Annotated in this window: 12 protein-coding genes and 1 tRNA gene; 10 read left to right on the top strand and 3 right to left on the bottom strand. The window is 46.9% G+C overall.

Features of this window, described 5'->3' with window-relative positions; genetic code table 11:
* Positions 1 to 153: 153 nt before the first annotated feature.
* The 5 genes from GWR21_RS30695 (at position 154) to GWR21_RS30675 (ending at position 5,334) form a co-directional block, all read left to right on the top strand.
* Entirely contained in the window at positions 154 to 918 is a 765-nt protein-coding gene (locus tag GWR21_RS30695; protein ID WP_162335503.1) for a hypothetical protein, read from the top strand.
* Between the two features lie 63 nt (positions 919 to 981).
* Entirely contained in the window at positions 982 to 1,248 is a 267-nt protein-coding gene (locus GWR21_RS30690; RefSeq protein ID WP_162335502.1) for a DUF2024 family protein, read from the top strand.
* Between the two features lie 139 nt (positions 1,249 to 1,387).
* Positions 1,388 to 2,005 carry a MarR family winged helix-turn-helix transcriptional regulator gene (locus GWR21_RS30685; protein ID WP_162335501.1) on the top strand — a complete coding sequence of 206 codons (618 nt, stop codon included), beginning with the start codon at positions 1,388 to 1,390 and terminating at the stop codon, positions 2,003 to 2,005.
* Positions 2,006 to 2,094: 89 nt separating this feature from the next.
* Entirely contained in the window at positions 2,095 to 2,841 is a 747-nt protein-coding gene (locus GWR21_RS30680; RefSeq protein WP_162335500.1) for a YggS family pyridoxal phosphate-dependent enzyme, read from the top strand.
* Positions 2,842 to 3,060: 219 nt separating this feature from the next.
* Positions 3,061 to 5,334, top strand: coding sequence for a GAF domain-containing protein (locus GWR21_RS30675; protein ID WP_162335499.1), 2,274 nt, complete (start codon positions 3,061 to 3,063; stop codon positions 5,332 to 5,334).
* A 262-nt stretch (positions 5,335 to 5,596) separates the two neighbouring features.
* On the opposite strand, the gene GWR21_RS30670 is transcribed toward GWR21_RS30675, so the two are convergent.
* Positions 5,597 to 6,820 (bottom strand): family 16 glycosylhydrolase, encoded by a 1,224-nt coding sequence (locus GWR21_RS30670; RefSeq protein WP_162335498.1) that lies wholly within the window; start codon positions 6,818 to 6,820, stop codon positions 5,597 to 5,599.
* A 182-nt stretch (positions 6,821 to 7,002) separates the two neighbouring features.
* Here GWR21_RS30670 and GWR21_RS30665 point away from each other — a divergent pair, with 182 nt between their 5' ends.
* The 4 genes from GWR21_RS30665 to GWR21_RS30650 all read left to right on the top strand — a co-directional run bounded on the left by GWR21_RS30665 (position 7,003) and on the right by GWR21_RS30650 (position 17,093).
* A complete protein-coding gene (locus GWR21_RS30665) occupies positions 7,003 to 9,897 on the top strand; it encodes a ligand-binding sensor domain-containing protein (RefSeq protein WP_162335497.1) in 2,895 nt (964 codons plus the stop codon).
* A 151-nt stretch (positions 9,898 to 10,048) separates the two neighbouring features.
* Positions 10,049 to 13,222: an Ig-like domain-containing protein gene (locus tag GWR21_RS30660; protein ID WP_162335496.1), complete on the top strand. Its 3,174-nt coding sequence runs from the start codon at positions 10,049 to 10,051 to the stop codon at positions 13,220 to 13,222.
* Between the two features lie 292 nt (positions 13,223 to 13,514).
* Complete coding sequence (locus GWR21_RS30655) at positions 13,515 to 16,910, top strand: carbohydrate-binding protein (RefSeq protein ID WP_162335495.1); 3,396 nt, start codon at positions 13,515 to 13,517, stop codon at positions 16,908 to 16,910.
* Positions 16,911 to 17,020: 110 nt separating this feature from the next.
* Positions 17,021 to 17,093, top strand: a tRNA-Lys gene (locus GWR21_RS30650).
* Positions 17,094 to 17,495: 402 nt separating this feature from the next.
* On the opposite strand, the gene GWR21_RS30645 is transcribed toward GWR21_RS30650, so the two are convergent.
* Together GWR21_RS30645 and GWR21_RS30640 are read right to left on the bottom strand one after the other, a co-directional pair.
* On the bottom strand, positions 17,496 to 17,855 hold the full coding sequence (locus tag GWR21_RS30645; protein WP_162335494.1) for a putative quinol monooxygenase: 360 nt from the start codon (positions 17,853 to 17,855) through the stop codon (positions 17,496 to 17,498).
* A 100-nt stretch (positions 17,856 to 17,955) separates the two neighbouring features.
* Positions 17,956 to 18,681, bottom strand: a complete 726-nt coding sequence (locus GWR21_RS30640; RefSeq protein ID WP_162335493.1) for a carboxymuconolactone decarboxylase family protein — start codon at positions 18,679 to 18,681, stop codon at positions 17,956 to 17,958.
* 446 nt (positions 18,682 to 19,127) lie between these two features.
* Here GWR21_RS30640 and GWR21_RS30635 point away from each other — a divergent pair, with 446 nt between their 5' ends.
* On the top strand, positions 19,128 to 20,030 hold the full coding sequence (locus GWR21_RS30635) for a helix-turn-helix domain-containing protein (protein WP_162335492.1): 903 nt from the start codon (positions 19,128 to 19,130) through the stop codon (positions 20,028 to 20,030).
* Positions 20,031 to 20,147: the final 117 nt, after the last annotated feature.

Raw genomic sequence — 20,147 nt, 5'->3', positions numbered from 1 at the left:
AAGCAAAAAGTTTTTTACCCTACCCCGATAAACCATCCAGTATCGCTACTTTCTCATCTCCTTAAAATCAACCCGAAAAAAGAAAAATTTTATTAGTTAGGATTCCTACCTATATTTGATGTATCAAATCATTATTCATCAAATCTGATCATCATGAAAAGCATAGCAATACTACTAGTACTGGCACTTTCCTTTACTTTGTCCGCCTTCGCCGGACCGGATTGCGATTCCTGTAAAAAGCCAAAGTCCACAGTCAATGAAGCCGATTATCAAATCGTATCCGCTAGCGTAACACATAATAAGAAATGGGGCCAGCTGGAGTTTGAGATCATCGTAAAAGGACAGGCTGGAAAAAGTACTTCCAAACCCGCAGGAAAGATGAATGGCGCCCCTGTAGATGGGTACGTATTTCCTACCACATTGCGTCCTGAAGACGTCGGTTTCAGCAAAACAGCCGGCATTCTCGCACTGGCCATTACCGCCCACCCTGACTTCGATGACACGCCATTATGGGATGAAAATGGCGATGGTAACTACGCAAATGATAAGATAGTATGGCATCCGCACTGGGTAGTGCTCACAGAAGACAAGCGTGTTCCCGGTGGCCTGGCTGTAAAAGAATTTGACCCTGCTGATAAATCAGTAGTGCTGCCTAAGACCAATCCAGGTATGCCGATGTATATGGACTCTCCCGGCTTCCAGGTAGTTACTGAAGGCAATGCGATCAGGATCGTCGTTCCTGACTACAGAGTACGTTTCAACACAAACTTTAAATACGACGCCGTAGCCGCCTACATGCAGGTAGTGACTGGCGAAGGCGGAGAACATCCGCAGGGTGGCAGCATGCCCATGCTCGGTGTGTACAAGGTCTACAGTGTACTGTCTAAAAACCTTTCTCTTCCTTATCAGACAAAATAAATCATACAAACCAGGTCCGGGTAGAATTACCTTCTCCTTTGGATCTACCTAAAAATATAATATATGAAAGTTTCAGTTTTTGACACTTATGTCTCCAAAAAGAATGGTGCTGTCATGCACTTTGATATACTGGTTCCTGCTGACCTGAAAGACGAAAACAAGATCCATGCTTTCGGTCGTGAATACATCGCACAAAAAGGCCAGGAAGGTCAGCCACTGACCACCAGTGAATGCCGTTTCTGTCATATTGAGGAAGCTGACGCCGATGTAGTAGCCGATATTAACCGTCAGGGATATGCTATCATAGAAATGCAGGGATGTAATAACTAAAGAACGTATTTTTATCCCTCCGGGAAGCAGGTCAGGGGCATCTTACGCCCCTGATCTGCCGGCGGATAAAATCAATACGATCAACGACCGTCGTGCTTTAGATCAGGTGCATTCAGGCAGGTTAACAGTTATACAGACAATGAGCAACATACACACAATTCCGTTCAATCCGGACACACAGAACTCCTCCAACGATGCACTGATCGTTGCTGCGCTGGAACGCGTAGGTGAATCCTTCCGCGTACTGCTATGGGAACAGTCAAAAGAACTTGGTCTCAGTCCCATACAGATACAGTCCATCATCTTCCTGCATACGCACGACGATAGCAGAGCAAACGTCACTTACCTGTCGAAGGAGTTCAATGTAACCAAGGCAACGATGAGTGACGTGATCAGAGTGCTGACCGAGAAAAAGCTGGTGATCAAGAAAGAGCATCCTGCTGACAGCCGCGCCTCTGTGCTCAAACTGACCGCCCAGGGAAAGAAGACGGCTGAATCTGCCGGTGGCTTTGCCAATACCTTATTAAAACAGGTCAGTCAGCTGACGAACGCCCAGAAAACTGGTCTGAAAACCATCCTGCTGGACCTCATATTCAGCCTGCATAAAGAAAATATTATCAGCATGCAGCGTATGTGCTTTTCCTGTACACACTACTCCGGCAATGGAAGCAAACATTTCTGTAACCTGCTGAACATACCACTCGTACCAGACACCTTACGACTGGATTGCCCGGAACATGTACAACAGCAAGGCTAAACTGCTGGCATGCTGTCTTCTCCTGCCATTGTGCATCTCACCTAAACGGTTATAGCCAATATATATCCATTCATTATTAACTGCATGTCATGACCACTGAAACATATACTGCCGATATCCTCGCCAACCTTAACCTGGTTAAACAACGGATACAGTCCGCAGTTAAAATGGCCGGACGATCTACGGAGGATGTACAACTCCTGCTCGCCACTAAAACCGTTTCCGCAGAAAAAGTGAAAGTTGTCATTGATGCCGGTGAAACACTGATCGGTGAGAATAAAGTACAGGAACTAAAAGAGAAAGATTATCTGCTGGGAACACTGCCCATACAAAGGCATTTTATCGGTCACTTACAAACCAATAAGATCAAAGATGTCTTGAAGTACGCGCACTGTATTCAATCTGTTGACCGCCCCGATCTCGTTGAGAAACTGGACAGCAGATTACAATACGAAAACCGCTTCCTGGATATATTCGTCCAGGTGAATACCTCCTTCGAAGAAAGCAAATTCGGCGTACATCCCGATGAAGCCATCCGGCTGATAGAGAAGATCCGGTCCTATGGTACAATGCGTATCAAAGGATTAATGACGATAGGTCTGTTTGACGCTGATCCGGAGAAAGTTAAACCTTCCTTCAGATTACTCCGTGAAATAAGAGATGCCGCGCTGCGTGATGGTCTGCTCTCAAAAGATGGAGCTGCACTTAGTATGGGGATGAGCGGAGACCTCGAAACGGCCATTGCAGAAGGAGCAACCATCGTCAGAGTAGGTACTTCCATCTTTGGCAAACGACAATATCCGGATGCGTATTACTGGAATGAAAAAGGTAATTAAATAACATGTCCGGCACTACCGGACAGACCGTACTATTTTTAGTAGCTGTTCGTGGTAATAAAAACTATATTTCAGCAGGGCATACTCCACCCCTTGCTTTCACGTGCAGATCGATCGGGCTTACCGGTGCTTCGGACAGCAACAGGTACCTGTCATGTGCTGATATACCGGAAACCAGGTAAAATATGATTACTTTTATGCTGGTAAGATAACAAGAACATGAACCTGCATTCGTTTCCGGACAGCCCGTTTAAGATTCAACTCAGTTTTTACCAGTTAGTTGCTCAACTGGAAAAACAGGCAGCAGGCCCCGCAAGTGAGGCATCTAACCGTGCCCGCGCCTTGCTGGAAGAAGTAGCTCAGTGCCCTGAGCTGGTAGATGGTATTCACTCTACCGATCATATTGAGAAGAACGAGGGACTGATCCGCCGTCTACTGACGGACTTTTTCCCCTCTGCGCTGACAATGAACGAGATCAAAGCCGTTAATCTGCCTTATGTAGATCTCATCTTTAATCATACAGAACGTTTCAAAAACATCCTGAAGGCCGCTGGACCTGGTTTTTCCTTCAGCATCCGGGATTTTGATGAACATCAGTTCTATGTGCTCAGCTGCTGTATTATCCTTAATGAGTTCTATGGCACCTCGCTGGATTTCAGCAGACCATTGTTCTATGACATCCCTACGGCGGATGGCGTGATCAAACACTACAGGATCTTATACAATGCGGACTTTCTGGACATCTTCCCGACAGAAAAGGCCGTGCCGCTCACGCAGGATGATATTGACCTGCTGCTGAATAACTACGATGACCTGGCACTATGGAAGACGAAATTCCCGCCGGACAGCTGGATACTGAAAGGCTTCGCCATTATGACATTATACGATGCCACCGTGGAAAATGCCGTATCCATCTTTAAGGAGAAGCTGCTGGGATTGAACACGGATGGATTTGAAGACAAGATACAGTCGATCTTCCGCTCTATTTACCGCATTCCGGATATTAAAGTCGGTTTTACACTTTATAACCCGGATGACGATCATTTCACCACTGATCCCTTCGGACTGCAACAGATGAATAGCTTTATCGTGCAGGGACATAAACAGAATGCCGCAAACAAACTGTTATGCAGCACTTCCTATGCCTGTGTGGTGAAGAACAAACAATATTTCGCCGTATCTGACCTGGATGAATTCCTGGCGGCTGATCCGGAGAACAAACTGGCCGGGTACTTTTATAAAAAAGGGATCAGAAGTTTCATCCTCGCGCCGGTCGTAAAGAACGGACATTTGCTCGGGGTACTGGAAATGGTGTCCATACGCGCAAAGGAACTGAACAGCATCAACGCCAACAAGCTGGAAGTGGTCATGCCGTTCCTGACAGATACGGTAGAAAGGATGCTGGCAGAAATGCAGAATGAAGTGCAGGCGGTGATCCAGAATAATTACACCTCCATACATGAAAGCGTATACTGGAAATTCCGTAAAGAGGCAGAACGCCTGATCGTACATCATCATGCGGGAAAGGAATACAACCCGCATGAAATAGTCTTCCGCGATGTATATCCGCTGTATGGACAGATCGATATCAAGGGTTCTTCTGAAGTACGCAACAGCAGTGTCCAGGAAGACCTGCTATTACAGGTAAAGACCCTGTCACAGTTATTAAAAAAATTCGGCCCTTTTGAAGGAATACAGGAGCAGTTACGTCAGTTCCTGTTTGACCTTTCCTTCCCGTTACGGGCCGGGACAGAGCAGCAGATCAATGCCTATCTTGTCAATGATGTACATCCGGTGCTGCATTCATTTGGTGCCGATACCGCTGTGCAGGACTATTTTGCTGGCAATGACAAGACATATGGAAAATTCCATCTGCAACGAAGAAAATACGAGTCTACCATAGCCGCCATCAATGAGAAGGTGACCGCCATTATAGATAAGGCACAGGCAGCCGCGCAGCGGGTCTATCCTCACTATTTTGAACGATTCAAAACAGATGGGGTAGAGCATAACCTGTACATTGGACATTCGATAGCGCCTAAAAAGACGTTTGAGATGCAGCATTTATATGAGCTGCGTCTGTGGCAGTTACGGACGCTGTGTAAAATGGAGATCGCGCACCATGCGCTGAAGCCACAACTACCCTATCCACTGGAAGTGACCACCCTGATACTGGTATACAACTCTCCGATCTCTATTCGTTTCCGGATGGACGAGAAAAGGTTCGATGTGGATGGTAGTTATAACGCGCGTTTTGAGATCGTCAAGAAACGTATTGACAAGGCATTCATTAAAGACACGTCTGAACGCATCACGCAGCTGGGTAAGATCACGATCGTCTATTCCAATAGTATCGAGGAAACAGAGTACCTGGGGTATGTTGAGCAGTTACAGGCGCAATCCATCCTGGACCATGAGATTGAGAAATTTGATGTAGAAGACCTGCAGGGGGTATCGGGGTTAAAAGCCCTCCGGATTAAGATCCTGCATTAAGTACACAGCAATTAACCTTACGTCACAGGTGCCGGTGCCAGCCGGCACTTTTTTATGCACTGACAACCGCGATCACTGTCAGTCGCAAAACGTCATGTGGTAACGTTTGAGTGCCTGTTGCTCACATTACACCCTTACTACACCTGTATGACACCTTTATTTCTCCCTTCACGAAGAGAGCGTTAAGGGCATAATACAGCTATAATCAGGGCATAATGGGAGCTTCAGGTCATGATCAAGGTAATGGAGAGAGCCGCCTCATCTAGCGGGTGAACTTTTCCCAGCCCTGTATGGAGGTACGGTTACAGGTCATCGCCTGTGTTCCGTTTTCACTGGAAACGTAAGCTCCGTTACTGCCACGGAGGGAGAAGGTGCCGTCACCATTATCTATCCAGTCAAATTTTTCCCAGTCCTGGATAGTGGTACGGCTACAGGTCATGGCCTGTGCGCCATTTTCGGAGGATACATATTTGCTCTGGCTACGCAGGGCTACTTTTCCGCCGCCTGCATCTACTACAGTAAACTGTTCCCATCCCTGTGCCGTCGTGCGGTTACAGGTCATTGCCTGTGCACCGTTCTCACCACTTACAAACAGGCCATTACTGCCTTTGATCGTGATAACAGCGCCAATCGGCGCAGTGCCCGTCGTCTCACTAATGCGATATACCCTTACATAATCCACCAGCATGGATGCCGGCAGGGCATTGTCATTAATGGTATTACCCGGCAGGTTACCCCCTACAGCTAAATTCAGGAGAATAAAGAACGGTTTGTGAAATTCTTCGGTGCCATTGATGTTGTTGAGGATATTTGCCTCGTGGAACTGTACACCGTCCACATACCAGCGGATGGCTGACGCATCCCATTCTACCGCATATATGTGGTAGTCGGTCGGCGTGGTGGTAGTATTCCCGCCATAATAGGAATACACGGTGTTGAACCAGTGAATTGTACCGAGAATCGTGTTTCCGGTGTTCACATGTTCCATAATATCAATTTCACCACAGGCAGGCCATCCTGTGCCGGTGCTGATACTGGAACCCAGCATCCAGAAAGCAGGCCATAAGCCCTGTATAGCGGGCAGCTTGATACGGGATTCTATCCTGCCATAGGTGGTCGAGAACTTGCCGCCATTGGTGTTGATACGGCCGGAGGTATATGGCTGTCCGCCGACAGTTTCTTTACGTGCCGTGATGACCAGGTTGCCATTACTTACGGATACGTTCTGGGTCTGGTAAAACTGTTTTTCATTGTTAACACCCAGGTTGCCATTCTCATATTGCCATTTGCTGGTGTTCAGGCTCGTGCCATCAAATTCATCTGACCAGATCAGCTGATAAGACTTCGCCGCCGCTACCGCGCCAACGGTTTTATCTTCAACAGAGAGTTTCGGCGACTGATCAGCCTTGTTTTCTTTTGTGCAGGAAGTTACAGCAGCGGTGAGTAGCAGCATACTCACGAACGTGGAAAAGGTTTTCTTTGACATAACGTAGAGATAGGATTAATGAATAAGCGCAAAGATGTGCTTAATTTCTATCCGGGTCATTTTCAGGGGTACGTCTATTCTACTACAACTACAAGATACCATATTGATTATCAATAAACATTCTTTACGTCACCGCTACTTCCAGGCATATTATCCTTATTTTTAGAAAAACGTTATGGAAAATGAACAAGCTCACCCTGCTTGTGCTGTCTATCCTGTGCACATCCGTTACTATCGCACAACAAATTATCGGGCTGCCGCCGGTTATTAATTATACACGCCAGCAATATCCAGGTGGCGGACAAACCTGGGACCTGGACATGGACAGGAACGGCATCCTTTATTTCGCAAACAATGAAGGATTGATGACGTTCAATGGTCACTCCTGGCAAATACTCCCCGTGCCTAATCATACCCGCTTACGGGCCGTAAAAACGGATACTGATGGACGCATTTACATAGGCGCCCAGGATGACTTCGGCTATTACCTCGCCGATGCGGATGGAATATTGCGGTATACATCACTGAAGCCAGAGGTCCGGAACCGGAAAGATCAGTTTGCTGATATCTGGGACATTGTCATACATGACAATGGTGTCTTTTTCCGGGGTACCAATAAGATATTCCACTATGACCGGAATACACTCCATGTGTATCAGGCAGTGTCAGAATGGCGACTGTTAAGTCATACCCGGCAGGGCGTATTTGCACAGGATGCAGCCCAGGGGTTGTTACAATACCGGAACGGAAAATGGGAATCTGTTTGCACAGAGATAGCGGACAAAAAGCTACTGGTCAGGGAGGTAATGGATGGTGGTGGGGACACACTGCTGATCTGTACATTAAAACAGGGTATTTTTAAATTATGTGGCGGACAGTTATCTCCCTTCCGGACATCGGCCGACGATATATTCAGGGATAAACAGATCTATTGTGCAAAGACATGGGGGGATAAACAACTGTTGATAGGCACCTCCTATGGCGGCTGTTATATTATCAACCGGGAGACCGGGCATATCATCCAGCGATTTACGGTTGATGAGGGACTACAACATAACAGTGTCCTGAAGATCTTTACTGATCCGGCCAGGAATATCTGGCTGACGCTGGATAATGGTATTGACCTGGTGCGGTATAATACAGCGGTTAAACAAATATTGCCCGATGGCAAACGGTACCTTACGTCTTACACGGCCACGATCTTCAAGAATGAATTGTACATCGGCACATCGGATGGTGTATTCAGTACACTTATCGGCACACAAAAAGACCTGAGTTTCCTGGAAGGTCATTTCCGAAGGATCGAACATACACAGGGGCAGGTGTGGAACCTGAGCCAGATAGGCGATCATTTACTGATGGGGCATCATGAAGGGGCGTTTGAGATCAGTGAGGGAGAGGCGAGGCTGGTATCAAAGATGACTGGTTGCTGGTTATTCAGGCCGTTGTCCGATCATATTCTCGCAGGAGGTTATACCGGTCTGCAACGGATACACAGTGACGGTAAAACACTGGCCGGCGCCGAGCGGGTCAGGGGATTGTTTGAATCGCTGCGTTTTATTACCGTGGAGGATGATGGCATTGTCTGGGCGTCACATCCATACAGAGGGGTTTTCCGCATGCACATACAGGAAGATAGTCTGTTACAGTTCACGTTGTTCACCAGTAAAGACGGACTCCCGTCAGACTACAATAATTTTGTATTCCGTATCCGGAATAAGACACTAGTGGCCACACAGGCGGGGGTATATGAATATGATGCCGGGCGGAAGAAGTTTACGCCCTCTCCCTGGTTATACCCCGTGCTGAAAGACATTCCGCTGCAGCATCTCGCCGAAGACGCAGGTGGCAATATCTGGTTTGTATCAGATAAAATGCCGGGTGTCATAGACTTCCATAAACCAGTGGCGGAACATCCTTACAGCATCGTGTACTTTCCTGAGTTAAAAGGCCAGGTGGTCAGCGGATTTGAATTCCTCTACCCTTACAATGACGAGAATATTTTCGTGGGTGCGGAGAAGGGAATGTATCACATTAATTACCGGCACTATCGTCATGCACGGGACCTGCCGGTGGTGCTGATCGGTCAGGTGACCGCCCACGGTAAAAAAGACAGTCTGCTCTTCGGCGGGTATCATTCCCCGGGAAATCATTCATGTAAAGCAATGCCCCATGCCTATTCCGGTTTTCACTTTGAATATGCCGCTCCGATATACAGTCAGGGTAATACGATCGAATACAGCTACCGGCTGGCCGGATTCGACCAGGGATGGAGTGACTGGTCGCCGAAGACAGAAAAAGACTATACCAACCTTGCTTACGGTTATTATACGTTTTCAGTCCGCGCCAGGGATAACCTCGGTAATGTATCACGACCGGCAGTCTACGCTTTCCGCATCTTACCGGCCTGGTATCAGACCACGCTGGCCAGGGGCATATACCTATTTGCAGGACTGGCATTACTGTGCGGCGGATATATCTGTCAGAAGAAAAAATTCATCCGGCAGCGGAAGCGCTATCAGCAGAAACAGGAGCAACTGATACTACGGCATCATATTGAGAAAGAGCAGCGGGAGAAGGAGCTGATCAGTCTGCAGAATGAAAAACTTACGTCGGAAGTCCAGTTTAAGAACAGGGAACTGGCCACCGCCACGATGTACCTGCTGCACCGGGGAAAGGTATTGTCCAACATCAAGGAGGAGCTGTTATCGGCCATGAAAAAGATCGAGCCACAGCAGGGGCTGTTCAAGAAAGTACTGCGATTATTTGAGGAAGCGGAGAACAATGAAGAAGACTGGGAGCAGTTCTCCAGACACTTTGATGAAGTGCATAACAACTTCCTGTTCACACTCAAGCGCCGGTATCCGGAACTGAGTACGACGGACCTGAAACTATGCGCCTATCTACGGATCAACCTGACCACCAAAGAGATCGCGCAGTCACTGGGCATCTCGGTAAGAGGTGTGGAAACCAGCAGATACAGGTTGCGGAAGAAGCTGGAGATACCTGCGGAAGTGACCTTGTACGACTTTCTGCTCGCGGTGGCTGAAAAATCTGAAAAACCAATACAGTCCTGAACTTCCAGCAATGCACCCCGCTGCTGAAAACTACTGACATCTGATACAGAGAGACACTAATGCAGCGGTTATAAGGATATTTGTAAGTCTTAATACCGATCCTGAAAAATCGTTTTTAAAACCACGTTCACGTTACCTTAAAATTAACCAAATGAAAAAACCGGTTTACCCAACGATCCGGGTGCAACAGCGGCTTTGGCTGATGACCATGGTCTGTTTGTCACTCTTACCATCTATTACATCTGCCCAGCGACAGCTTGTCTGGGAGGAAAACTTCAGCACAGCCACCTTAAATCCGCTGACCTGGACCTATGAGACAGGCGATGGATGTGCCAAGGGGAACTGTGGCTGGGGCAATGCGGAAATGGAATACTACACAAACCGCACGGAAAATGTCCGTATTGAGAACGGGCATCTGGTGATTGAAGCCAGACGGGAGGACATGGGCGGTAAGCCATTTACTTCCGGCCGTATCAAGACTGCCGGCAGGGTTACCTTCCGGTATGGGGCACTGGAAGCCCGTATTAAAGTCCCTAAGGTCGGCAATGGCCTCTGGCCGGCATTCTGGATGCTAGGAGCAACAGGAGGCACCTGGCCGCATAATGGCGAGGTAGACATCCTGGAAATGGGATTTGCAGGCGCAATCGCTGCCGGAAGACCGAACAACACCGTCAGTGCAGCTACACACTGGTGGACGGAAAACCCGGGCGGTTATACGGGGCATGCCACCTATGCAAAAGATACCGTTACGACAGGCGTTGACCTGAGTGACGACTATCATTTATACAAGCTGGAATGGGATACCCAGTACCTGACCATTTTCCTGGACAACAGTCCCTATTACAGAATTGCAATTAACGGCGGGAATGGATTTGAAGCCTTTCACCAACCATTTTATATACTGCTGAACCTTGCAGTAGGCGGTAACTATCCGGGCATTCATTCCGTAGCAGGAGTTACGGCACCCCTACCCGGACGGATGGAAGTAGATTATATCAGACTCTATCAGGACGCACGACAGGGAGAAGAGCTGATACTGGCCACTAACAATGCCCCGGAAGGCAATTATGGCATTTTCACCGATAATACGACAGTGAGTGACAGGGTGACCTTCGGACAGGGGGCGGATCTCTACCTCTGGAATAACATTACCAACATCACTACGCCAACACCGGTACCATTTGAAGGCAGCAATGTATGGGCTTTTCACGCTAACGCAGGTGCCTGGTATGGACTGGGTGTTGCAAATGATGTAAAGAATATGAGCAACTACGCAGGCGGTAGCCTGAAGTTCCATATGAAAACGACATCTACTGCTGTATTTAAAGTGGGAATTGCCGCTGATGGCGCAGAAGGCTGGATCAACTTCAATGGCAGCAATGAGCATGGACTGGTCCGGGATGGACAATGGCATGAAGTCACCATACCGGTCAGTGAGTTCGGCGCACTGGACCTGATGCAGGTCACACAACTATTTATGTTTTCCGGGGATGCACCGGCAGCTGCGGCTGATTTCTATTTTGATAACATCTATTATACAGGTGGTGTGTCTGCGAATCCGGCACCGACAGTAGCGATCACCAATATTGCGCATGAGGCGGTATATACAACGCCGGCATCCATCGCTATTAACACGAATGCCAGTGATCCGAACGGCAGCATCAGTAAAGTAGATTTTTATAATGGCGCCTACTACCTGGGTACTACAACGACTTCACCCTTCAACTACACCTGGCAGAATCCGGCGCCAGGTATCTATCAGCTGATCGCAAAAGCAACCGACAATCAGAACAAAACGAGTACCTCCAAACCGGTGACCGTACTGGTATCGGCGCCAGGTAATACCCCGCCACAGATCAGCATCACCTCTCCGACTGCCAGCACCCCCTACCGTAAGCCGGCGAAGGTGATCATCAACACCAATGTTACTGACAATGGTATGATCTACAAAGTGGAATACTTCAATGGCAGCACACTGTTAGGTACGCTCACGAAAGCACCCTATACATTTACCTGGGAGAATGTACCGCAGGGAACGTATACCATTACGGCAAAAGCGACTGACAATGGTAAGCTGAGTACAACATCGGCACCGGTGACCATCTCGGTACAGGACAATAAGATCCTGTCTAATAAATGGGGTATCTATAGTGAAGATATATCGATCACAGATAAAGTCACCTACGGATTGGATGCGAACCTGTATATATGGAATAACCTGTCCACCATCAGTGGGGCGGCTCCTTACGAGGGGTCACAGGTGATAGGCGTCACCGCTGCTGCCGGCAGCTGGTTTGGACTGGGAGTCGCACATGACGTGCGTGACCTGAGTCATTTCAGTAATGGCTTCCTGAAGTTCCACTTTAAGACAGCTTACCAGGGACAGTTCCGCTTCAGCATTATTTCACAGAACGGTGAGCAGGTGATCAACTTTGCCGCGGGTGAACAGAAACTAGGCCTCATCAGAGATGGGCAATGGCATGAGGTGACGATACCGGTCAGTTCGCTGACAGGTGTCAATCTGACGACGATGACGCAGGCCTTTACAATGTCAGGAGATGCGCCGGCAACAGCGGCCAGTTTCTACATTGACAACATCTATTATGTCACACCGGATACGGCGGTCGTACAGACGAATCTGGCGCTGAACAAACCGACTGTTACCACCTCTTACGAGAATATTGCATTTGAAGGAAAGTATGCGGTGGATGGAAACATCAATACACGCTGGTCAAGTACGTTCAGTGATCCGCAGTCTATCAGGGTTGATCTCGGAGCAGACTACAACCTGAACCGGGTAAAGATCACGTGGGAAACAGCAGCCGCAAAAGATTATTTGATACAGGTATCTACTGATTCGGTAAACTGGACACCATTATATACTGTGACGAACAACAGTACACTGGTGAATGACTTTACGGGTTTATCAGGCCATGGACGCTACCTGCGTATTTATGGAACGGCAAGGACTACGGTGTACGGTTATTCCATCTTTGAGTTGGAAGCATATGGCAGTTTACGGACGAACACTTTGCTCAGCAGTTCAACAGCCGTTACACAACCAGTATTACCCGTATGGAGTGCGCAGGTATATCCTAATCCGGTGGTCAGCGACAGGGTGCAGGTACGTAGTACGGAAGCGATCAGGCAGGCAAGGGTGATTGACCTGAACGGGCGCACCCGGTCAACACAGCATCTGTCTCAGGAAGGAAAGATGGCGTCAACCTACAGTGTGGATGTAAGTCGTTTACCAGCAGGGATTTATTTTATCCAGCTGGTGAATAAAAAACAGGAAACACTGTTATTGAAGTTTGTTAAGCAGTAACAATCAGGTGATTAATCAGCCGGTACGTTTATTTATCGACGTTAGATAACCGTACCGGCTGTTTTCTATGATGATATTATAGCAATAAAGGTACTTGTGTGAGTATAACGGAAAATTAATATGAGTAGATGATAGGAGTATCCAACTTATGTTTGTAAATTCCATCCGATAATTTTATTTGAAAACCTTATCCTTGAAAATTTAGTCGGCCACTCCCTATAGATTAGCATCTACAGAACAACAACAGTACAACCTGGGAAACCTAGTATTCAACAAAAAACCATTTTAGACAATGAAGAAAAACCTGCTGCTTACATTCCAGAAGCGGTTTATTACAGCCTGTTTTGGAATAACCATGCTCGCAGCGAGCACAGATCGTGCTTACAGCCAGGTGCCTGCTGGCTTTACACTGAAGAAACTAACAGATAACTCTATCCGGGAAGCCACAGCCATGGCGCATGCTGCAGATGGCAGGATCTTTATGGCAGAACGCGGAGGCGCACTGAAAGTGTATCAGAACGGGACTGTATCTACCGTGTATACGGCACAAACAGTCACCGACGCCGAACAGGGGTTACTGGGTATTACCCTGCACCCTCAATTCTCCACCAATGGACGTTGTTACATTTTCTACACCAATAAGGAAATGACACGTCACTACCTGGACATTATCTTTATTAATCAGGCTAACGGTGTCGATTCTGTCAGAAGAGTGATGGAATTCGATCCGATCATCAATGGAGCGCACAACGGTGGCGCCCTTTTATTCCGCAGAGGATTATTGTATGTGGCTATCGGAGAAAGTAACGAGGCCATCGAATCACCCAAACTAACTACTTATCGCGGTAAGATCCTGCGTTTGACAGAAGAAGGTCAGCCAGCGCCGGGTAATCCTTACTATGACACACCAGGCGCCAGCCGCCAGCAGAGAAGCATCTGGGCACGCGGTCTGAGAAATCCGTGGAGGATGTCATTAGATCCGGTATCAGAAAGGATCTTCGTAGTGGACGTTGGAGGTGACTATGAAGAGATCAATGATGTCACCAATCCTGATCCAAACAGAGGGTACAACTATGGTTGGGATCAGCAACACAAAACTGGTTATCAGCAGGATACTACGACCACCATTCCGGCAGTCTACTTCTACGATCACAGTGATGACAAAGGAGGTTGTGCGATTACATCCGGACTGTTTTTCAATCCACCTGCCACCAACTACCCGGCACAGTACAGGAACAAGTTCTTCTTCTCCGACTGGTGCCGTGACTGGTACCGCTTTGTGGATGTGACGGGTCTGACGCCCGGTTCAGCCTATACCGAGTTCTCTGCGAAGAACTTCACCAGGATACTGGGCACCAGTGTAGGCATCGACGGTAACATCTACTACATTGCCTATGCAGGTGATGGTAGTCTGTACAGAGTGGAATACAACAACAACCAGGCTCCCTCTATTGTGAACCAGCCTGAAAATGCGACAGTGACCGCGGGTGATGCAGTATCATTCTCTGTAACAGCATCCGGAGGCACACCTATCTCCTTCCAATGGCAGAAGAATGGGGTTAACATCAATGGTGCAACAGCAGCTACCTATAGCATTGCACAAACCACGCAGGCAGATTCAGGTCAGTACCGTTGTGTGGTGACGAATCCGATCAGTACGGTGAATAGTAATGCGGCCAGACTGACCGTATTACCATTCAATGCGAGACCAGTGCCAAAGATCCTGACACCAGCCAGCACGCTGACATGGAATGTCGGCACAGTGGTGAACTTCTCTGCAAGTGCAACAGATGCAGAAGATGGAACATTGCCAGACTCCGCTTATTCATGGGAAGCACGTTTTTATCATAAGGACAGTCCGACCAGTGAACACTGGCATCCGGGTCCGACCCTGCCGAAAGGCGTAAAGTCAGGCAGCTTCACCGCAGATAACCTGGGAGAGTCCTCTCCTAACATCTGGTTCAGACTGATGCTGACAGTAAAAGATTCTAAAGGACGTACGGGCGTTGACTCGGTTGACGTCTATCCCAATAAGGTGACGGTATCCGCAGTAGCAAATATCACCGGTATCAACCTGGTGTTAGGTGCAAGAGGTGTAACTCCACTTACAAAAACAATGGTGGTGAACTCACTGACCACCCTGCAGGCCGTAACCCCACAGTTACTCGGTGACACTACTTACGACTTTGTATCATGGGCACACGGCGGAGACGCATTACAGTCTATCCGTGTACCAGCGAAAGATACCGTGTTCCGTGCCACTTACAAAGCAGGCGCTTCCCGTCAGACGCCTTTCCCGGATGCCAGCACACCAGCGACCATCCCGGGTAAGATCGAGATTGAAAACTTCGACTCAGGCGGAGAAGGCATTGCCTACCATGATGAAAGCACCGCTAACCAGGGTAATCAATACCGTACAAATGAAGGCGTAGACCTTGAAAACTGCTCAGAAGGCGGTTATAATATCGGTTATGTCGTAAACGGAGAATGGTTGGAGTATAGCGCAAATGTTACCATCACCGGTAAATACACTATCTCTGTACGCGTAGCGAATCCGGGAGCTGCAAAAAGCTTCCATATAGAAATGGATGGTACGGACATCACCGGTACTGTAACAGTTCCTACAACCGGCGGATTCCAGGCATGGCAGACCGTTTCAGCTACGACCACACAGGCACTGCCAGCAGGCGTACATGTGTTCCGCATCGTACTGGAAGCGAATGACTTCAACGTCAACTATTTCACTTTCGATCTTGCCATTGGCAATGCACCAACGGTGAGCCTTACAGCTCCGCTGAACGGGGAGACTTTCGTCAGCAACGGCGATATCCTGCTGAAAGCAAATGCTGCAGACTCAGACGGTACTATCAGGAAAGTAGAGTTCTTCCAGGGTGCGACAAAACTCGGAGAAGACACAACCAGCCCTTACCAGTTCCTCTGGACAGGTGTAGCTGCAGGTGCCTACAACATCACTGCAAAAGCAACTGACAACACACAGATGACAGCGACCTCCTCTCCTGTTGCTATCAATGTATCAGCTGCTCCGGTTGAGAAAAATATCCCGGGCCGTATCGAAGCAGAAGACTTCGATGCTATGTTCGGTATACAGACAGAAGGTTGCGGAGACACTGGCGGTGGAGAGAACATCGGATGGGTGGACACTGGTGACTGGATGGATTATTTTGTTAACGTAACAGCTGCAGGTACCTACAACGTGTCCTTCCGTGTGGCCAGCGCTCCAGGCGGAGGTCAGATACAGCTGCAATCAGGCAATAACGTCCTGACCACTGCTGACGTAGCCGCTACAGGCGGATGGCAGGCCTGGACGACTGTCACCAGGACTATAACACTTGCCGCCGGCAAACAAACCCTACGCGTATATGCGTCTCATGCAGACTTCAACCTGAACTGGATTGAATTCTCTGCTGACCAGCAGGCCGCCAGATCTGCCGCTGTAGTACAGGAGCCGAGCATCAGGATGTACCCGAACCCTGTAGTGAATCTGCTGACGGTAGGTAATGTAAAGGGCGATGGCTTGTTTACCATCACGAACGTTGCTACCTCACAGACGATCATCATCAAGGCGACCAATGGCATACTTGATGTGAGCAATCTTCCTGCAGGTGTGTATGTGCTGAAGTTCAGCAACAATGGAAAACCAGTAACAAAAAAATTCGTGAAGATATAGCACTGTAGCGGGTTGTACTTTAAAGCTGCCTCATAAGAGGCAGCTTTTTTTATTTTTTGTTTGGAGTTTATAAATATGTGATGTAATATTGCAGCCCATTCAACGGGAATGATTCCGTAGCTCAGTTGGTAGAGCAATACACTTTTAATGTATGGGTCCTGGGTTCGAGTCCCAGCGGGATCACAAAAAGCCCGACTTCTTGAGAATACTCTCAAAAGGTCGGGTTTCTTCTTTGTATGAAGTGCGCGTCAGGTCTGCAACTAGAGAAAATAATGGGTTTATTTTTGTGGTTCGAGATTGGTCATTTCTTTGTTATAATAGATTCCTTCAGCGAATATCATTTTCTGCAATCTTTGTTTTTCCTGATAGCTGCTAAGATCGCACATGAGAGCGGATTTTGTGACATGTTCAGTAGCAACTTCAATGTATTTTTCCAGGTAAGATTCCCATCCACCAACACCTCCCAAATCCATGTAGGCGTACCAAAAGTAACTCCGTCTGAACGGAATGGTTATATTTTCAAATCGTTCGCTTCTTTGATAAGTTTTAGTTCCAATGTTGAAAATTTCCCGTTATCCATGTTGCCTACTGTTTTAGTTTTATGAAAATACGTGTTGCCGCTTCCAGATCCAGTGCGTCCATATCCACCAATTTCAATGATCTGACCATATTGAGTGTAGCGGTTTTGTACTTCAGAAAGTGCTCGGTTTTCAGATGTGACTGATATGCCTGCAGGTCTCTATAAATTTCCAGTATCCTCACCTGTGTTGGATTTTCCTTTTGGAACATAGGGAAGATGGCAATAACCCCTTCTTCCATCCTTACCGATGCTTCTGCTTCGTGCTTTAGTATTGTTTTGTATTCCTCCAATTGCTGTGGGAGTATCTCAATTTCTGAAATGCGCACCATCACTTCCTGTTGTTGTGCGTGGGCAATGTTATTCATACAAAAAAACATTATTATAGCCAGGATAGCCCGAAAGGGACGTTTAAAGGAAATGCAGTATTGAAATATATACTTGTTCATATTACTGGTATCGATTTTCTTATTTTTTTATGTTTGAGAGAACTGTGTTTGCTTTTTCAGCCTGTTCTTTGCCTACCAACTTTTCAATGATGTTGAATACCGCTTTCACCTGATCTGCTGTAATCCCAGTAGTCATGCCCATTCCAATATGTGCCTGTAATTGTCCCTCTGTCCCATGCATGGCAGCCAAAGCAGAAATTGTTATCAGTTCCCTTTGCTGGTAATTCAGTACATCGCTGTCAAAGATGTCGGCAAAGAGGTGTTCTTTCAGGAAAGCATCAATACGCGGAGCAAACTCACCGAAGCCCGGTGCAGGTTTTGCCTGAGGCGTTTGGGTCAGGTTTTCAAGCGTTTTTCTTCCACGTTCATAGGTCTCCAGACTGTCTTTTAAGGGCGTTGCTTCCTTACCTGCTACATCGGTAATACCCTTCTTTTTCCTTTCTTCCAATACCTGCATGAAGCTGCTGATACCGTTAAGGCTTCGCGGAAAACCGCAATAGGCATATAACTGTACCAATGCTTCTTTTATTTCGTTTATGGTAAGCCCGGCATCCAGCCCGACATTAAGCTGTATTTTTAGTTTTTCAATGTTTCCAGCCGCCGTCGATGCCGAAATAGCGGCAAGGCTTTGCTGACGAGCATTTAAAGGCTGTTCTCCCTCTCCATTATTTTGTGCGTTCATATTTATTGTATTTAAGATCAAGAAGAATGATAAAATCCAATCTATAAGTTTGTATCTGTGCATTTCGCGAGTTTTTTACTGCTTATATACTTCCAAATACTACTCATCGTTGACAGGCTCCAGCCAGTTATTTTGGTTGGTCTGTGGATTACAGACTGTAGCAAGGTGCGAAAATCAACTGTCTGGTACTGCGCCATGTCAATGTTCCACATTTAGAGCAATCTCGATAACATCGCCCGACTCAATACGGACGGCAGATTTTCCACACTCCCGGTAACAGTGCACACCGCCAACCGCAATGAGGATCGGCCCACCAGTATGGCTGTGTCAGTTATTGCGGCAGCCTGGCTCGAACGTGATATTATTCATTAAGTGCTACAAAATTATCCACTATCCGTAGTACGGATTTATACAAAGCACAGATTTATTTACCACTTTCACTGTTATTGCTTTAAGTCAATCTGAAACGTATGGATTTTACTAAATTTGTATGTACAAAAGACCCGGCCATGAAGCAAGTTGAAAGAATTGATTCTGTTAAACAATACAATGATACATTAGGAGTTGACACCTTACATCCACTTGTAAGTGTTGTTGACTTCGATGCCATGCCGGCTTATCAATATTTTAGGAGATATATGGGCATTTATGCTGTTTTTCTGAAACATGTCAAATGTGGCGATATGAAATATGGTTGCCAACCATACGATTATGAAGATGGGACATTGGTGTTTATTTCACCAGGACAAGTTTATGGAATTGATAGCAAGGGAAAGATAATCAAGCCCATGGGTAAGGCACTTGTGTTTCACGCTGACCTTATAGTAGGCACAGATATTGGCAGAAAGATCAAGGACTATACTTTTTTTTCTTATGAAGTCAATGAGGCCCTACACCTGTCCAAAAAAGAAAAGGCAATTGTAAACGATTGCTTCGAAAAGATTAAATATGAAATAGATCAGAATATAGACAAGCATAGCAAAACACTTATTGTATCTAATATTGAATTACTCCTAAACTATTGCATGCGCTTCTATGACCGCCAGTTTATTACCCGAAGCAATGCCAATAGAGATGTTCTGGCAAGACTTGAAAGCCTACTAAATGAATATTTTCAGTCCGATAAGTGCCAGACACTGGGCCTGCCAACGGTAACCTGGTGTGCAAACCAGTTGCATCTTTCAGCCAATTATTTTGGAGATCTTATCAAAAAAGAAACGGGTAATACAGCGTTAGACTATATACAATCCAAAGTGATTGATATAGCAAAGTCCATGATATTTCATAGCGATAGATCTATTAGCGATGTGGCTTTTCATTTGGGTTTTAAGTATCAACAGCATTTCACCCGACTGTTTAAACAAAAAACGGGGAAGACACCAACTGAATACAGGTTATTAAATTTGAAATAGTCAAGACTTAGTCTGATAATTACTGGGATTTGTCTAATGACAAAGTACAGACCTCGAACTTTTATTATATTATTTTGCTTTCTCCAGGCATAAAGAACGTTCTTATATCCAATCGGC

This window comes from Chitinophaga agri (genome assembly GCF_010093065.1).
Taxonomy (GTDB): domain Bacteria; phylum Bacteroidota; class Bacteroidia; order Chitinophagales; family Chitinophagaceae; genus Chitinophaga; species Chitinophaga agri.
This window is presented reverse-complemented; position numbering and strand designations above follow the sequence as displayed.

What these genes read in the sequence shown, in the direction of transcription:
- GWR21_RS30675 (WP_162335499.1), top strand. Translation starts at nt 3,061, where the DNA reads ATGAACCTGCATTCGTTTCCGGACAGCCCGTTTAAGATTCAACTCAGT.
- GWR21_RS30665 (WP_162335497.1), top strand. Translation starts at nt 7,003, where the DNA reads ATGAACAAGCTCACCCTGCTTGTGCTGTCTATCCTGTGCACATCCGTT.
- GWR21_RS30670 (WP_162335498.1), bottom strand. Translation starts at nt 6,820, where the DNA reads ATGTCAAAGAAAACCTTTTCCACGTTCGTGAGTATGCTGCTACTCACC.
- GWR21_RS30640 (WP_162335493.1), bottom strand. Translation starts at nt 18,681, where the DNA reads ATGCACAGATACAAACTTATAGATTGGATTTTATCATTCTTCTTGATC.
- GWR21_RS30645 (WP_162335494.1), bottom strand. Translation starts at nt 17,855, where the DNA reads ATGAATAACATTGCCCACGCACAACAACAGGAAGTGATGGTGCGCATT.
- GWR21_RS30695 (WP_162335503.1), top strand. Translation starts at nt 154, where the DNA reads ATGAAAAGCATAGCAATACTACTAGTACTGGCACTTTCCTTTACTTTG.
- GWR21_RS30680 (WP_162335500.1), top strand. Translation starts at nt 2,095, where the DNA reads ATGACCACTGAAACATATACTGCCGATATCCTCGCCAACCTTAACCTG.
- GWR21_RS30660 (WP_162335496.1), top strand. Translation starts at nt 10,049, where the DNA reads ATGAAAAAACCGGTTTACCCAACGATCCGGGTGCAACAGCGGCTTTGG.
- GWR21_RS30655 (WP_162335495.1), top strand. Translation starts at nt 13,515, where the DNA reads ATGAAGAAAAACCTGCTGCTTACATTCCAGAAGCGGTTTATTACAGCC.
- GWR21_RS30635 (WP_162335492.1), top strand. Translation starts at nt 19,128, where the DNA reads ATGAAGCAAGTTGAAAGAATTGATTCTGTTAAACAATACAATGATACA.
- GWR21_RS30685 (WP_162335501.1), top strand. Translation starts at nt 1,388, where the DNA reads ATGAGCAACATACACACAATTCCGTTCAATCCGGACACACAGAACTCC.
- GWR21_RS30690 (WP_162335502.1), top strand. Translation starts at nt 982, where the DNA reads ATGAAAGTTTCAGTTTTTGACACTTATGTCTCCAAAAAGAATGGTGCT.